The organism is Streptomyces sp. URMC 127 (genome assembly GCF_051386535.1).
Lineage (GTDB): Bacteria > Actinomycetota > Actinomycetes > Streptomycetales > Streptomycetaceae > Streptomyces.
The window spans coordinates 1-15,663 of the sequence record NZ_JBPQTW010000165.1 but is presented as its reverse complement, the minus strand read 5'-3'; the positions used below and the strand labels follow the sequence as shown (position 1 = coordinate 15,663).

General features: G+C 69.2%; 15 protein-coding genes. 6 read left to right on the top strand and 9 right to left on the bottom strand.

Annotation, left to right across the window (positions count from 1 at the left end):
- On the top strand, positions 1-450 hold a 450-nt coding region (locus tag ACSNOH_RS26000; protein ID WP_436723850.1), incomplete at its 5' end, for an RICIN domain-containing protein.
- A gap of 104 nt (positions 451-554) precedes the next feature.
- On the opposite strand, the gene ACSNOH_RS25995 is transcribed toward ACSNOH_RS26000, so the two are convergent.
- Positions 555-1,565 carry an Lrp/AsnC family transcriptional regulator gene (locus ACSNOH_RS25995; protein ID WP_436723849.1) on the bottom strand — a complete coding sequence of 337 codons (1,011 nt, stop codon included), beginning with the start codon at positions 1,563-1,565 and terminating at the stop codon, positions 555-557.
- Between the two features lie 181 nt (positions 1,566-1,746).
- Here ACSNOH_RS25995 and ACSNOH_RS25990 point away from each other — a divergent pair, with 181 nt between their 5' ends.
- Complete coding sequence (locus tag ACSNOH_RS25990) at positions 1,747-2,592, top strand: class I SAM-dependent methyltransferase (RefSeq protein WP_436723848.1); 846 nt, start codon at positions 1,747-1,749, stop codon at positions 2,590-2,592.
- A gap of 170 nt (positions 2,593-2,762) precedes the next feature.
- Here the strand turns inward: ACSNOH_RS25990 and ACSNOH_RS25985 are convergent, their stop codons facing one another.
- On the bottom strand, positions 2,763-3,482 hold the full coding sequence (locus ACSNOH_RS25985; RefSeq protein WP_436723847.1) for an MBL fold metallo-hydrolase: 720 nt from the start codon (positions 3,480-3,482) through the stop codon (positions 2,763-2,765).
- A gap of 155 nt (positions 3,483-3,637) precedes the next feature.
- Positions 3,638-4,192 carry a DUF4262 domain-containing protein gene (locus tag ACSNOH_RS25980; RefSeq protein WP_436723846.1) on the bottom strand — a complete coding sequence of 185 codons (555 nt, stop codon included), beginning with the start codon at positions 4,190-4,192 and terminating at the stop codon, positions 3,638-3,640.
- Positions 4,193-4,467: 275 nt separating this feature from the next.
- On the opposite strand from ACSNOH_RS25980, the gene ACSNOH_RS25975 reads away from it, so the two are divergent.
- Complete coding sequence (locus ACSNOH_RS25975) at positions 4,468-4,737, top strand: hypothetical protein (RefSeq protein ID WP_436723845.1); 270 nt, start codon at positions 4,468-4,470, stop codon at positions 4,735-4,737.
- Positions 4,738-4,858: 121 nt separating this feature from the next.
- Here ACSNOH_RS25975 and ACSNOH_RS25970 read toward each other — a convergent pair whose 3' ends face one another.
- The 4 genes from ACSNOH_RS25970 to ACSNOH_RS25955 form a co-directional block, all read right to left on the bottom strand.
- Complete coding sequence (locus ACSNOH_RS25970) at positions 4,859-5,110, bottom strand: hypothetical protein (RefSeq protein WP_436723844.1); 252 nt, start codon at positions 5,108-5,110, stop codon at positions 4,859-4,861.
- A 193-nt stretch (positions 5,111-5,303) separates the two neighbouring features.
- A complete protein-coding gene (locus tag ACSNOH_RS25965; RefSeq protein WP_436723843.1) occupies positions 5,304-5,954 on the bottom strand; it encodes a CatB-related O-acetyltransferase in 651 nt (216 codons plus the stop codon).
- Positions 5,955-6,340: 386 nt separating this feature from the next.
- Positions 6,341-7,504, bottom strand: coding sequence for a cytochrome P450 (locus ACSNOH_RS25960; protein ID WP_436723842.1), 1,164 nt, complete (start codon positions 7,502-7,504; stop codon positions 6,341-6,343).
- Between the two features lie 230 nt (positions 7,505-7,734).
- Complete coding sequence (locus ACSNOH_RS25955; protein ID WP_436723841.1) at positions 7,735-8,598, bottom strand: DMT family transporter; 864 nt, start codon at positions 8,596-8,598, stop codon at positions 7,735-7,737.
- Between the two features lie 337 nt (positions 8,599-8,935).
- Here ACSNOH_RS25955 and ACSNOH_RS25950 point away from each other — a divergent pair, with 337 nt between their 5' ends.
- Both ACSNOH_RS25950 and ACSNOH_RS25945 read left to right on the top strand, forming a co-directional pair.
- Positions 8,936-9,538, top strand: a complete 603-nt coding sequence (locus ACSNOH_RS25950; protein WP_436723840.1) for a hypothetical protein — start codon at positions 8,936-8,938, stop codon at positions 9,536-9,538.
- A 120-nt stretch (positions 9,539-9,658) separates the two neighbouring features.
- Positions 9,659-11,323: an AAA family ATPase gene (locus tag ACSNOH_RS25945; RefSeq protein WP_436723839.1), complete on the top strand. Its 1,665-nt coding sequence runs from the start codon at positions 9,659-9,661 to the stop codon at positions 11,321-11,323.
- Positions 11,324-11,443: 120 nt separating this feature from the next.
- Here ACSNOH_RS25945 and ACSNOH_RS25940 read toward each other — a convergent pair whose 3' ends face one another.
- Together ACSNOH_RS25940 and ACSNOH_RS25935 are read right to left on the bottom strand one after the other, a co-directional pair.
- Entirely contained in the window at positions 11,444-12,574 is a 1,131-nt protein-coding gene (locus ACSNOH_RS25940; RefSeq protein WP_436723838.1) for a TolB family protein, read from the bottom strand.
- A gap of 389 nt (positions 12,575-12,963) precedes the next feature.
- The gene (locus tag ACSNOH_RS25935) at positions 12,964-13,824 is read right to left on the bottom strand and encodes a hypothetical protein (protein WP_436723837.1); all 861 of its coding nucleotides are present in this window, start codon (positions 13,822-13,824) and stop codon (positions 12,964-12,966) included.
- A 523-nt stretch (positions 13,825-14,347) separates the two neighbouring features.
- Here ACSNOH_RS25935 and ACSNOH_RS25930 point away from each other — a divergent pair.
- A complete protein-coding gene (locus ACSNOH_RS25930; protein ID WP_436723851.1) occupies positions 14,348-15,595 on the top strand; it encodes a globin domain-containing protein in 1,248 nt (415 codons plus the stop codon).
- Positions 15,596-15,663 lie beyond the last annotated feature (68 nt).

The following is a 15,663-nucleotide window of genomic DNA, read 5'->3' as shown; positions in this document are numbered from 1 at the left end:
TCCCCGTCGAGCGCTCCTTCCCCCTCCCCCAGCACACCCGTCCCCGTGCTCCTGGGCGGGCCGTACCTGCTGATCAGCGACACCGGCAAGGCCGCGGACGTCACGGCGGCCTCCCGCGACAACGGCGCGGTCGTCATCGTCTACCAGCCCACCGGTAACCCCAACCAGCGATGGACGCTCACCGACGCGGGTGGCGGCTATGTCCGTATCACGGCGGTTCACTCCGCCAAGTGCCTCCAGGCTGACACCGCCTCGCCCGCGGGCGGGGTGACCCAACAGCCGTGCGCCGGAACCGACACCCAGCAGTGGCGTATGGCTGCTGAAGGCAGCGCCTACACACTGACTCTCAAGGCCTCCGGGCAGACCCTGGGCATCGGTCCCGGCGACGCCCTGCGCCTTCAGCAGCCAGGAGCCGGACCAGCGCGGAAATGGACCGTACGGAGTTCCTGAGCAGCACCGGGGGACTCTTTCAGCAGTCGTGCTGCGCAGCTCCTGCGATGGGGAGGGGCCGCGCGCCAGGCCGCGCAACCTCGCGCCCTCGAGCCCTCGAGCCCTCAGGATCGGCTGATTCCCGCACTTCGTGCGAACAGGCTCGTGCCCGAGCGTTTCACGTGGCGGGTGAGAGGCGTGGTCTCCGCGCCGAGGACGCCGTCGAGGGCGCCGATGCGCACGCTGAGATAGTCGTAGAGCGCGTCGGCGTCCCGGCAGACGAGGAAGGCGGCCAGGTTGTCGCGGCCGCTGGTGGCCGCGGCATAGGCCACCTCGGGGTGTCCGGACAGGGCCTCTGCCACGGCGTTCAGGCGTGCCGGGGCCACGGCCAGCCAGAGCATGGCCTCGCACGTGTACCCGTACAGCACCGGATCGATCTCCACGTCGAAGGAGAGCAGGCCGCCGGCTCGGAGTTCCTCCAGGCGGCGGCGGACGGTGGACTCCGACCAGCCCGTGGCCGCAGCCAGTTCACCGACCGGCGCGCGTCCGTCTTCGGCCAGGACTTCCAGCATCCGCCGGTCGCCGTCCGCGACGACTCGGTCGGCGGTTGCCGGCGGGGTGCCGTCCGTCCGGTCACGCGGCCGGCGCAGTGCGGTCTGTTGTTCCTCGTCCAGTTCGCTGGTGCGGCCGCGCCAGCCGTCCAGGCCGGCGACGGGACGCAGCAGGCACTGCGCGGTGACGTCCGTGATGCGTGAGCTCCGCGGGAGCTTGGGCAGGAGCAGGCTGCCGCGCAGTGGGCCGGCGTTGGCGCGGGTGACACAGGTGATCTCCGTGCCGCCTGCGGCCAGGGCCACCCACGAGGTGTCGGGACGCTCGGCGAGGGCGCCGGCCACTGCCGCGGCGGCATCGGGGACGCACCGGAGGCGGACGAGCCAGAAGACCATGCCCATGCGACGGGATTCGGGGTGCCCTATGACGCGCAGAGCGCCCGCCGATCGGAGGCGGTGGTAGCGGCGGGCGACCGTCCGGTCGGAGACGCCCAGGACGGAGGCGATGCGGCTGAAGGGGGCGCGGCCGTCGATCTGGAGCGCGTGCGCCAGTCCGCGGTCCACGGCGTCGAGGGTGACGGATTCCATCAGGAAACCGTAGTCCGGTGCTGGATTCGCGCGGAACGGCTCCGCAAGAGGACAGCGATGCGGGGCAGGAGCCAGTCTCGCCGTGCACATCGTTCCCTTTCTTCAGCGATGAGTTTCAGCCATGAGCTTCACTCACGCCCTTCACCCACGGCCATCGCCCACGACGAGGAGCAGGAAAACCATGACCTTCACGGACACGACCGTCCCGGCCGAAGACGGACTGGGAGACGGACTGGGAGACGGACTGGACGCCGTCGCCGGGACCGCCCGGCTGACCGCCGCCGTACGGGCGCGGGAGACCGAGCGCGCCGACCGGCTCTTCGGCGACCCGTACGCGGCGGCACTGGCCGGCGACCCCGGCCGGGAATCCCTTGCCGAGCACGGTGACGTGCCGGTGATACCGGTACGGACCCGCTGGTACGACGACGCCGTCGCAGGGGTGGCGCAGGCGGGGGTGCGGCAGTTCGTCCTCCTGGCGGCCGGGATGGACACCCGCGCGTACCGGCTGCCCCTGCCCGCGGACACGGTGGTGTACGAGCTCGACCGTCCTGAGCTCCTGACGCTCAAGGGCCGGCTGCTGTCCGGGGCCGAACCGCGGTGCGCCCGGGTGCCGGTGGGCGTGGACCTGGCGGCCGACTGGACGGGCGCCCTGCGGGCCGCGGGATTCCAGCCGGAGCGGCCGGCCTGCTGGCTGGTGGAGGGCCTCGTTCAGTATCTGCACGAGCCCTCCGTGCAGAGCCTCTTCGACCGGGTGACGGGGCTCTCGGCGCCGGGCAGTCATGTCCTCACCGACATCGTGGGTCGCTCGCTGCTCGACGACCCGGCTGCGGCACCGATGCTGGAGCGGCTCAGGCGGGCGGGCGCGCCGTGGCACTTCGCCACGGACCGGCCGGAGGAACTGTTCCAGGGCCGTGGCTGGCAGCCGGGGATCGTCCGCGTCGGCGAGGCGGGTCACGCCCTGGGCAGGTGGCCGGAGCCGGACCGCACGAGCCCTGCGCAGGGGTACTTCGCCCACGCGACGCGCTGAGGCCCGGCCGGCCGGCCCCCTGCTCGGGCCACCGCCCGCGAAGTGCGCCGGGCGACGGCGGGCGGCCGCGGTCCCCGGCCCGGGCCTCCTCGATCCGGGCGTCCCGGCCCAGGCGTCCACGGCCCGGGTCTCCCCGGCCTCGCGGAGCACTATCGCGCCGCCCGCCCCTTTCAGCCGTCCAGGGAGCGGGCGAACCGCTCCGCGTAGCCGTCGGCGAGCTCCCGCAGCGCCGTGCCGCAGTCACCCGCGTAGGCCGGACCGTGCATGAGCCCCATGGTGGTGGGCGCGAGGCCGGCGAGGCGCCGTATGGCCGGTGCTGTGGCCGCCGTCAGGCACGTCGCCCCGAAGACGTCCTCCGCTGCCAGCGCCGGGCTGACGATCTCCTGCTCGGTCAGCGGAGGAGAGTTCCCGATCGCGGTGAACAGGTCGCCGCAGAAGAGCGTGCCCGTCGTCTCTTCGAAGAGGAGCCCCGCGTCCCAGCCGTGCGGCACGTGCGGCGTCTCCAGACGACGGACGCGCTTACCGCCCAGATCGATGACCTGACCATCGGTCAAGGGGACCGGAGGCCGGTCGGACAGGTCATTGACTGATACCAAGCAGCCCATCGTCCCGTGCGCGACCCGTGCCCGTGGGGCCGCCGCCACCCATGAGTTCAGGGAGCCGCACTCGTCGGCCTCGACATGGCCGAAGGTGATCCAGCCGAGGCGTTCCACCGGCACCACCCGGCTCACCGCCTCCGACACCAGGGGGAACAGCGCCCTGAGGCCGCAGTGGAACAGCAACGGCTCTTCGGCGTCGATCAGGAACTGGTTGAACAAGAAGTCGGCGTCAGGGACGTACGTCGACAGCCGGTAGATGTCCGGCGCGATCTCCGTGACCAGGGTCTCCACCAGCACCGTCCTCGCCGTGTGTTCCGCTTCCTTCCGTACCGCTCCGCTCACCACTGTGACCCAGGTGACGGGTGAGGCTCGCCCAACACGCCGGGGCCGCCGGTGGAGCTGCCCCGCCCCAGGGCACCGGCCATCGGGCGGTGGCCGCGGCGCCGTCACCCGGCAGCGAGTCCGGCCCAGAGCCCTGCGGGGTGATCGGCCGGCTTCAGCCACAAGCGAGGCTGGGACTTCTCGTAACCCTCGTCGATCCCCTGGTCCCAGAGGAACCGGCCTTTGGCGTCGGGCCACACCATCTGCATGACCGGGAACGGGGGCCGGCGGTAGAAGGAGATCGCTCGCCCGAAGAACGCTCGATACCAGCGGAGGTCGGCCGTCAACGGGACTACCGGTAGCCCCTTGATGATGTCGTGGTATTCCTCACCGCTCTCCAGTACAACCCCGGCCACGGCCTCGCGCGCGAGGGCATTGAGCAGCGCGTGCATCGTCCGGATATCCAGCCCGAACATGGCCAGCTCGGCAACCCCATGGGTGTGCCAGAGACCGACCGTGTACGCGAAACCGGGCCCTTCGTCATCGGCCGGCACCATCACGACACTCCAGCCGTGCTCCTGAACCTGCTGGATCGTCCGCAGATCTACACGATCGACTTCATCTCGATCTCCGTAGTCATGGCAGATCACACAGCGGCAGGCAGGGCGGTCATTGGGCATGCCGAGGACAGTACCTTGGGCGCCCCTCGCGCACCTCGGCCTTGCCGTGTGCACAACGCATGAGGCTCGTCAGCACGTAGAGAGACTTGAGCCGGAACCAGGCCGGTTCTTGCCTATGCGGCTGTTGCCCCGTCCCACGAGAGTGGAGGCCCCTCACTCCAGAAGGGGGCTTCATCATGCTCGGTAGATTGGTTGCGGGTGCTGCGGCTGTTGCCGCCACGGTGACGCTGGCTCTGAGCGGAACTGCCTCCGCCACGTCCTCGGACAAAGCTCAGATGAAGGCACCCGGCTGCTGGTACAGCGGCAACCACTGGTGGTGCAACAACCGCGTCGGCGCACCCGTCTACCAGGCCGGCAGCGAACAGGTCGTAGCGGGGTACATGTACTCCAACCCGTCCTGGTTCGTGTGCCGTACCGAGGGTGGCGCGCACAGTGGTGGCCCGCACCCGACACGGCACATCTGGACGCAAGCCGACAACGGCGCCTGGGGCTGGATGCACGACGATCAGATCTCCAGTGAGACGAACCCGCTGCCCACCTGCTGAACCGACGGCACGTCCATCTCCTGGGGTCCCACCCTATGCCGGCGCGGCCTGTCGCCGCTGCCGCGGATGCGACGCACGGTCGCCATTGCCCTGCAACGAGGCGAATGGCTGAAGAACAAGCTCAGCAGTTCTCAGTAATCACGTCTTGCAGGGTCGAAAGGGAATTTCTGTCTTCGCTCACTTTGTTGCGGAGGCTGTCCAGAGCCTGCTTGAGAGCCTGAATCTCCGTCTCGGGCGGGTCCGGCTGGGCCTGGAGGCTCGCGATCTTGTCTTCGAGCTCGTCGATTCGCTCTTCGGTGCGGTGAATCTCCTTCTCGAGTTCTCTTGCCAGGCGCTTCATCATCTCGCAGGGTGATTCGTGGGCGGGAGACATCTCGGCACTCCTCATCAGTCCGGTCGGAGTGAGCAGGGGAATTGCAGGCTACGGCCGTGCGCACATCGCTGCATCCCGGTCCGGTCCGATGGAGGCTGTGCGGGCCCGGGCCGCGGGTTTCCACCCCGAGGCCTGAGCGCCGCCGGGTCTCACTGACGCCTGGCTTCGCGGCCTACCGCTCGCCGCCCATATGTCACATGCTCGGGGTGTCCGGAGCGGCGGCTTCGAGGTCGGTGATGCTGCCCGACATGATGGTGCGAATGTGCTCGGTGATGTGCTCCGCGGGCCAGTCCCACCAGGCCACTGCCAGGAGCCGGGCGATGTCCTCGTCGTTGTAGCGCGTGCGGATGAGACGGGCCGGGTTGCCGCCGACGATTCCGTAATCGGGGACGTCACTGGTGACCACCGCACCGGAAGCGATGATCGCGCCGTGACCGATCCGTACGCCGGGCATGACCGTCGTGCCGTGGCCGAACCAGACGTCGTTGCCGACGACGGTGTCCCCTCGGTTGGGCAGGCCGGTGAGCAGGTCGAAGTGTTCGGCCCAGGAGCCGCCCATGGTGGGGAAGGGGAACGTCGAGGGGCCGTCCATCCGGTGGTTGGCGCCGTTCATGATGAACCGCACGCCCGTGCCCAGCGCACAGAACTTGCCGATGATCAGCTTCTCCGGCCCGTAGTGGTAGAGCACGTTGCGCGTCTCGAACGCCGTCGCATCGTCCGGGTCGTCGTAGTAGGAATACTCCCCGACCTCGATCAGCGGGGAGTTCACCAGCGGCTTGAGCAGGACCACCCGGGGCTGCTCGGGCATCGGGTGGAGAATCGTCGGGTCGGCAGGCACGGGCATGGAGATGCGTTCCTCATCGATAGCGGATCGGATCCTTACCCACTCCATGATCGCTTACCGTGCAGCCCCCGGGCACCGATTTACCGGCTGCACGCACGCGGTCTGCTGCGCGCCGAAGCCGGCCCTGCCTGGCCCCGCCCGGAGCGGGTGCAGACCGCGTGCGCCGCCCTCGCCGCCCGCCTTCGCCCCGCGGTCAGGGGGTAAGGGGGTCAGGGGGCAGGGGAGCCGCACCGAAACGGCAAGTGGCCTGCACGTCCGTTCGCTCGACGTGCAGGCCACCGAGGTGACGCTGGATCAGCCACCGACATACCAGTTGATACCGAGGAAGTACCAATCGTAGGCCGGCGTGTTCTTGACGACGCGTCGGATTGCAGCGATCACGGTGTTCACCTCCTTCCAGGCGTGTAGGCCTCCACGGGGACATTGGTGGTGCGGTGGAGGGCAAAGGGGCGGCAGATGGCGGCGTTGGTCACGAAGGGGCGCAGGTCGCCGCCTTTGACGGTCAGGTGTGCACCGTCGGCGAGGGCGGTCACGCCGGTGGTGATCATGGTTTGGGCGACCGCCGCTCCGGCGCAGGTGAACGGGCCGGAGCTGTAGGGAACGTAGGGGCCGTGGTCACCTGCTTCGGCCCAGCGTTCCGGCCGGAACTCGCTGGGCCGGGTCCAGCGGTTCTCGTCGTGGTGCAGGAGATAGGGGCTGACGGACAGGATCGCACCGGGCTCGAAGGGAACCCCGCCGAACTCGGTGGGGCGTGGTACGGACCGGCCGACCATCCAGACCACCGGACGGTGCCGTGCGGCCTCACGGACGATCCAGTCCGCGGGCCACGGCCAGGAGGAACGCCGCGTGCTGTGGAGGCAGGCCAGGAGCAGCGCCCACCCCACCGAGTGGCCGACGGTTCCCACGATCGACAAGAACATCAGCAGGTAGAGGTCGGCCAGCGCGGAGTCGGGGACTCCTTCGGGGCACGTGCCGATCAGCGTGTCCAGCAGGTCTCTCGGTTCGCCGGCCGGGGCGCCTTCCCTTCGGCGAGCCGTGAGTTCCTCGATCACCGCGGGCTTCAGCTTCGGGCGGCGCAATTCCACCCATGCACGCTGCCGCATGTGAGGCGCGCGGATCAGCGAGCCGACGCGTACCGCCTGTTCCATCAGCCGACGCAACGCCGGCGAGGCCCCGGGGTGCACCAACAGATCCGCGGTGCACTGGTACACCAGCGAGACTCCGGTTCCCGGCCAGGGGCTGACCTCGGGCAGTGCGGCCACTGCCCTGGCCATGTTGTCCCGGTACTCGGGCAAACGCGTCCGCACCAGGTTGCGTACGGCGTTACCGAAGTCATTCTGGGCAGAGCGTGAGGGCAGCAGGTCTCCGAAGAAGGGAGCCATCCCTCTGTTGAAGGCCGGGTCGCGCAGCACCACGAGTGCCAGCTCCGAATCTCCCACGCACCAGGCGCCCCACGGGAGCCGGAATACGCCCGATGGGCTGCGGTGCGAGAAGTCCTCGACGAACCCGAGCGGGTTCCGCCGAAATCTGAGCATCTCCAGCATGCTCATCGAGCACCTCCCCAGCCGCTCGCCAGGCGCTGTCCGGTGTCCGGCGCATCTACGGGACGTTCAGGCCCGTTAGCGGAAATCTCGGCCTTTTTCAGGCGCGTCCATAGCGTTTCGCCGAAACATCACCCCAATGGCCCACTCTTTTTATGGTGGAGTTCCGTGTGTTGTCGGTGGTGAAGGCCGGGCCGGCGCAGCGGAGTCGGCCGGGCGCCTGATCGTCTATGGGCGAGTCAGAGCTTGCGCGGGGTCTCCGTGTCGACGCGGGGCAGAATGAGCACGCCCCACGTGACGCATACCGCCCCGACCGCCTCCGGGAGCAGCCACCATCCAGTGCGGGCCCGTTCCCCGTAGACGATCATGCCGAGGGCGAGGCTGACGAGAGCCTCGCCCAGGGTGAGGGCCGGCTGTGAGGCGATCAGCGGGCCGGACTCCATGGCGTTGGCCAGGAGGAAGAGCGCACAGGCGCCGCTGGCGACGAAGCCGTAGAACTGCCAGGCCGTGAGGAAGGCCGTTCCGCCGTCCCGGGTGAAGATGTCGGTGGCGGCGGTCATGAGGGTGGCGGTGAGGGCATAGCCGATCGCGGAGGCGGAGCTGAACAGGGCTGCGCGGAGCCGTCCGCGGGGTCTGGGCAGCGCGGCCAGGACGCACAGGGCCATGACTCCTGTGGTGCAGACCAGGGTCAGGATCCACAGGCTGCCGGCCACCTGGCTGTGGCCGCCGGAGGGCGCCGCCGCTGCGAGAGCAAGGCCCAGTCCTGCGGCGACCAGGACCGAGGCCGCCCAGCCCGCAGCCGGGAGCGGCCGGCGGGAATGGGCAGCGGCGATCAGGAGAGTGAACGGGAGCTCGGTCACCAGAATGGGCTGCACGAGGGACAAGGAGCCGAGGTTCAGAGCCATCGCCTGGCAGGCCGCGGCGCCGACGATCACGCCGATGCCGGCGAGCCAGGCGGGGCGCCGCAGGAGGTGCCCGACCAGGCGGACGCTGAAAGCGTCCCCGTGCGGCACCGTCACCGCGGCGATTCTCTGCAGTACCGTCCCCGAGGCGTTGCCGATGGCCGCCAGCAGGGCGAAGAGCACGGAGAGCGCGGCTGCCACGGGCGGCTCCCTGCTTTCGTCACTTCGATTACTTCACTCGCTTACTTACTCACTCGGGTGCTTCACTCGCTTACTTACTTCACTCGCTTACTTACTTCACTCGCTTACTTACTTCACTCGTTTGCTTCACTCGGTTGCTTGCTTCGCTCGCCTGCTTCGCTCGCTGACACGACGATCACACGCGTCGTGCGGAGGGGGGAAGAAGGCGCGCGGTCGGTTACGACCCGTAAGCGATACCCGGCGTCGACGGCGAGCTCTTCGTGCCCCTCTCGCATCGCCGCCCCGCGTCCGGGTAGGCGACGCAAGGACACCGGTCAGAAGGCAGGGAGGGAACGCCATGGTGGTGCGGGAGCAGGCCTCGGCAAGCCGTGATTCGGACAGCGCAGAGGCCGATCGAGCGAAGGCCGAGGGGGCGGCAGAGGGCCGGCTGGAGGCCGAACACCTCGCGGGGAAGAAGCTCGCCGGGAAGGAGCTCGCCGGGAACGAGCCGGACAACCGGTTCGCTGATCCGCCGACGTCCCGGTCGGTACTCTCGCTGAGCGGCGCGGAGGAGGGCGTGGCCACGCTCACCGCGCGCGGAGGAAACGCCATACCGAAAGGGATCCGCGTGGTCGATGAATCCGGCACGCTGATTGCCGCCTACATCGGGTTCGCACTCGACGACCTGAGCGTGGCCAAGTCGGCCCGGTCCGCAGTCGCCGGTGCACTCGCGCTCTCGCTCGACAGCACGGATGAGAAGGACGAGGCCAAAGCGGCATCACCATCAGGGGTCATTGCCGGTCAGGTCGGCGAGGACATCCCGGTAGAGCTGACTCCCGGCGAGTTCCGGGACCACGCCGTCACCCTCTTTGCCGGTGAACTCATCGACGTGACACGTGAATTACGGGCATCGGGGCCCCGGAGGGAACTGTCGTCAGTGGGCGAGACGTCCCAGGCGTAGCAGATCATCGGCGGGCCGCTGAGGGTACGCAGTACCATCGGCCTTCCTGGATGATCACAGACTGCTCCTGCTTCCTGCTGCTCCGGAGCGGGTCACGGAGCGGCGAGGAGGGGCGGAATCGTGTCGGGTGGAACCACGTCCTGGCTGGCGGCGCGGCGTGCGGAGCGGGCCTGGCTGGACGCCGTCGGCTTGCTCGAGAAGGGGGACACCGAGCGGGCCGCCGTTCGCTTCGCGGACGCGGTGCGCGACGACCCGACCGCGGCCGACGCCTGGCTCGGTCTGCACGCGACGGGCGTCCGGCAGGACGAGGCTCTGGCCGCCATGGACCAGCACGCGGCGAAGTTCGGGGCCCTGCGGGCCAAGCACAACAAATCCCTGGCATCAGAGTTCCCGATCGGCGTTTTCGTCAGCTTCTCGCTGGAGACGGGGCGGGATCTGTGGCTGGCGACCCTGAGCGCGCTCCTGGACGCCGATGCCCTCGACGAAGCGTGGCAGGGGATGGCGGAGGCGGAGCTGGACTGCGACGAGACGCGCTTCGTCGCCACGCGGTACGCCTACCTCGCGGAGGACTGGGACTGGGTGCTGTCCTGCTCGACCGGTATCGAGGATCCGCTGCTGAGCAGTGAGGCGCAGCTTTACGTCGCGCAGGCGCTCATCGCGCAGAAGGTCTGGCACGAGGCCCTCAACACGCTGGACCGGCTCTCGGAGGAGGCGGAGACCGGCAGCCCCTTCGACGCCGAGCTCGCGTACTGGAGCGGCCGGGCTCACGAGGGCCTGGGGGCGCAGGAGGAGGCGCTCAAGAACTACCAGTACGCCTTCCGCTACTGGCCCACGCTCTACGACGTGGAAGAGCGGGCACAGGTGGTGCGCTCCGGGGCCGGGGTCGCTGCCGCAGCGGCGCAGGAGCGTACGGATCTCCTCGCCCAGGCGCGGGCCGAGCTCGACGGGATGATCGGCCTGGAGTCGGTCAAGCGCCAGGTCCACACCCTGATCGCCCAGCTGGAGATGGCCCGGCTCCGCGCGGAGCAGGGCATACCCACCCGTAGCCGGCCGCAGCATTTCGTCTTCGCCGGCCCGCCCGGCACGGGAAAGACCACGGTGGCCCGCATCGTAGGGAAGGTGTTCGCGGGGCTCGGCCTGCTCGAGCGCGGTCATGTCGTCGAGACGCAGCGCGTCGATCTGGTCGGCGAGCATCTGGGCTCGACCGCGTTGAAGACGTCGGCGGTCATCGACTCCGCCCTGGACGGCGTTCTCTTCATCGACGAGGCGTACGCCTTGGTCAACGGCGGCTACAACGGCGGCGACGCGTTCGGCAACGAGGCACTGCAGGTCCTGCTGAAGCGTGCCGAGGACGACCGCGAGCGCCTGGTCGTGGTGCTGGCCGGCTACCGGCGGGAGATGGAGACCCTCCTGGCCGCCAACCCCGGTCTGGCATCGCGCTTCACCACACGCGTCGACTTCCCCTCGTACGCGCCGGAGGAGCTGCGGCGGATCGCTGCCGTGCTGATGGACGACAACGGCGACGTACTGTCCCCGGAGGGCGAGAGCGCCTTGGCCCAGATCCTGGAGACCGCGGCGGACAGGATCGACGAGCTGGGCAACGGACGGTTCATCCGCAACCTGTGCCAGAAGGCCGCCGCCCAACGCGACCTCCGCCTCGCCGGCTCCGCCCGCAACGGCCAGCCGCTGACTCGTGAGGACCTTGTCACCGTGCAGGCGTCGGACGTCTTCGCGGCCTTCGACGACCTCATAGCGAGTGCGAGTACGAGCGTGAGCGCGAGCTGAGCGGAAGAGCGGGCGGCGGGCTTGGGAATGGAAGCCGGGCCTGACGGTTCGCACAGCCCACAAACCCGGGCCGTGAGCCTCAGGCCGGCTGTTTCCAGCAACCCCGATGCCGGAGACCCGTCAATGGCGTACGTGACTGACGAAGACGTCGCCTCTTCCCCCACGGTGACCCGGCACGACTCCGGCGGCATAAGAGACGAACACAACGTGGCGGCCGTGAGCGTCGACGGCGAAGTCCTGTGATGTGAGCGGCTTCCCGTCTGCGCTGAAGGCACCCGTCACCGTACGTCCGGTACGCAGATCCCGCAGGTGGAGGGCATCCGGGCTGTCGTAGGCCAGGTACCGGCCGTCGCCGGTGAGACGGGCCGCCGACATACCGGTGCCGAGGCAGGACGTGACCCGGCGCGTCAGGTCCCGGATGTAGGTGTACGTCCCCGGCCTGTCCGTTTTCGGGCACGTGGTGTTGACAAGGGCTGATGAGGAGAAGACCACGTGCCTGCCGTCCGCGCTGATGGCCGGCCTTCCGGCGTTGTGATCGTAGAGACGGCCCTCGTACGGCACGTCCAGTTGTTCGGAGCGAGCGGTGGCACGGTCCCAGACGAAGGCTCCACTGCCCTGGCCAGGGCCGGACACGGTCGCATTGTTGGCCCAGAAGGCGATCCTGCGGCCGTCGGCGCTGATGGCCGGATGGCGAGCGGCCCCGTAGCCCGGTGGCGGGTCGATGACCCGCCGAGTGGTACCGCTCCAGCGGTCCCGCACGTAGATGCGCCACCTTCCGATCGCCTCGCTGCCGTCTCCGTTCAGATTGGCGTGACCGGAGGTGAAGGCGACGTATCGGCCGTCGGCGCTGACCGACGGTTGGAAGCCGTCGAGATCCTTGTCGTCCAGGCCGACGTTGATCTTCTCTGTGCGTCCGGTCCGCAGATCACGCACGTAGACATCGCCCCGCCGGTCAGGGCCGCGCCGGCCCGGTACGTAGTCGATCCATGAGGAGACGAAGGCGAGGTAGCGGCCGTCGGCACTGAGCGCGGGCTCGTAGGTGCGGATGCCGGCCGGGGCGCTCTCGCCGTGGGCGGTCACCTTGGTGAGGGCACCGGTGCGCAGGTCACGGACGTAGACGTTGTCCTGGTACAGCGGACCGGTGCCGGGCTTCAGGTTGTCGGCCATGGAGGTGAAGGCGACGATGCGGCCGTCCGCGCTGATGCTCGGATCCCTCGAAGGGCCGTTGCTCGGTGTGCCGTTCTCAGCCACGCTGACCAGTTCCGTGCGTGGCCGGAGGGGCGCGGCGTCAGCCCGTGCGGCATCCGGGGCCAGCAGCACGGCGCTGGCCAGGGCCACCAAGGCAGCTAACGGGCCGCGCTTCGATCTGGCCTTGGATCTGCTGGATCTGCTGGATCTGCTGGATCTGCTGGGCCTGTTGGACCCGCTGGGCCTGTTGGACCCGCTGGTCTCGCTGGACTCCCTGGACTCGCTGGGCCTGCCCTTGCGTCTGATCACGAATTCCTCCGACGTGACGGTTCGTCCGGTCGCTGGAACTGGAACGCAGGGGACATTACAAGGCAGTTGCTGTCCCGGCCAGGGTGGAGTTCCGGGTTCACCTACGGCGTTCCGCCCCTCCCCCGACCCCCCGGCCCCTGGGACTAATGCATGATCGTTCGCGGTAGGTGGGACGGGTTACTGCTGCAGTGGTAGATCTGCAGGCTTGAGCCGCGCCCGACCGTCACCACCGTGGGCGTGCGGTTGTGGTACGGGTGTCCGTGTCCGCGTCCGTCCACGTCCTCGACGGGGCACCAACTGCGGCTCCTGCCGTCCCACTCACTGCCGACGACGGTCAGCAGTGCCTCCACGCGACCGCCGCACTCCCCGCACTGAAGCTCGTCAGGGCCTGCCGGGTTGCGGTAGGTGAAGTGTGCCGGCCAGCCGCCGACCTTCCAGCCGGGAGCGACGGACAGGTCCCCTTCGTAGTCCAGCGGCCGACGGTCCGCCGAGTACTCCTTCGCCAAGGTGACGACGCGCGTCCTCTGCTCCTCCGTGAGGAGGTGCATCGGGGGGAACTCTCGCACCTGCTCAGGATGCAGCGCACAGGGCGTCGGCACGTGGTCGCTCATGTCGACGTACGGGGGCTCGGGGGGCTCGGTCAGGATCTTCCGGACGTCCGAGGACAACCGCCATCGCAGCTGCACCGCACCGGAGGATCCTTCGATCTCGTCGAACGGGGTCCACAGCACCTGAACCATGTCTGTTCCGGCGGGGCACGGGAGCCCGGGCACGTCGCGGGCGTAGAGCTGCACGAGCGGAATGAGCGGCAACGGCCCCTCCGGCAGCAGTTCCAGTGCGTATCCGGCTCTGATCCGGTCGACTACTGCCGTCTCCTGCTCGGTGAGCAGTTCCTCACCGGGCCTGCGGGGGCGTGATCGTGCTTGCGTGATGATCTCTCGCAGCGAGCGGATGTCCGCCAGGGTGGTCAGGGGCCCGTACGCCCCGTGTACCGGCTCGTACACCGGCCAGGGCTCTCCCACCGGCCACAGGAGTGGGCCACCCACCGAACTGTCATGAACGGTGGGTGCAGCACCGGGGCGCGGGTGCAGACGAGTGGCTGTCCTGGCCAGGTCCGCCAGTTCCGGGAGTTCCACGGCCAGGTCCAGCGGGCGCGGCGGCGTTGTGCGTGTCAATGTTTCCCCTCGCAGATTTCCCTCGCCGATCCTCCTCGCCAAGGACGCTTCATCCCATCCCATCCATCCATCCAAGCACAGCAAACACAGGACGAGGCGCTGGCATCTCTTGCCGAAGGCTGGGCGCTGCCACCCAAGGGGGCTGCCTCTACCAGAGTCACCGGCGAACGCGCACGGGCCACGGGTCCCGGTCTGCCGGGCCCGTCAGGGACCGGGTGGCCCCGACCTGCCCGGCGTTGGTCCCGAATCTTCCGCACGCCCGGGCTGACCTGCTGCGCGGCTGCTAGACCTGACCCAGTGCCCGCGATTGCGCAGGGCCGGTTGCCACCCTCTTGTTTCTCTCGGGAGCGTCATGCTGTCTGCCGAATCGGCCTCGGTGATCCGGGCCACGCTGCCTGCCGTCAGCGGGGCACTGGACGAGATAACCACCCGCTTCTACGCGACGATGTTCGCCGAACACCCCGAGCTGCTGGACGGCATGTTCAACCGTGGCAACCAGGCGAGCGGTGCGCAACGGCGGGCGCTGGCGGGTTCTGTTGCCGCCTTCGCCGGCGCGCTTGCAGCCGACCCGGGCGCCCGCCCGGACACGCTGCTCGCGCGTATCGCGCGCAAGCACGTGGCCGTCGGCGTCACCGACGACCAGTACACGATCGTGCACAAGTATCTGTTCGCCGCCATCGCGGAGGTCCTCGGCGAGGCGGTCACCCCTGCCGTGGCGGCCGCCTGGGACGAGGTGTATTGGTTGATGGCGGGGGCGCTCATCGCCCGGGAAGCCCGTCTCTGCCTCGAAGCACAGGTACGGCCTGGGCATCCCTGGCGGCAGTGGACCGTCCTGGAGCGACGGCAGGAGACCGCCGACACCGTCTCCTTCCTGCTGCGGCCGGCCGACGGTGCCCCGGCGCCGCGGGCCCGCGCGGGGCAGTACGTCAGCGTGCGGGTCAAGATGCCCGACGGCGTTCACCAGTTGCGCCAGTACAGCCTCTCCTCGGCCCCCGGTGAGCAGACGCGCCGGATCACCGTCAAGCGCGTCGGCGGTGACGGTGCCCCGGAGGGTGAAGTGTCGAACCTGCTGCACCGCACCCTGCGGGCCGGCGATGAACTCACCCTCTCGGCGCCTTTCGGTGATGTGGTGCTGGACGAGAGCGACGCACCGCTGATACTCGTCTCCGCCGGTATCGGCTGCACCCCCATGGTCGGCATGCTGGAGCATCTCGCGCGCACCGCGTCCACCCGTCCTGTCAGGATCCTGCACGCCGACCGCTCCCCTGACGATCATGCGCTGCTCAGCGACGTGAACCGGCTGGTCGACGCACTCCCCAACGCACGAGCCATGTTCTGGTACGAGCGGTCGGCGACAGCACAGGCGGGATGGTTGGGATGGACGGGACAGATGGAACAGCCGGAACGGCCGGGCTCTCGGGCAGGACGGATAACCCTCGACGGTCTCGGTCTGCCGACCGACGGGCACGTCTACCTGTGCGGCCCGCTGCCCTTCATGCGGGAGATCCGGTCACAGTTGCTCCGTGACGGCTTCGCTGCTCGCGCCATCCGCTACGAGGTCTTCGGTCCCGACCTGTGGCTGGCTGACGTCACCGCCTGACCGGCCCGAGGAGGCGAGGGGTTGCTTCTCCGCGGCGGGCGGCGCCGGGGGCACGGCCGCCGCGGGGG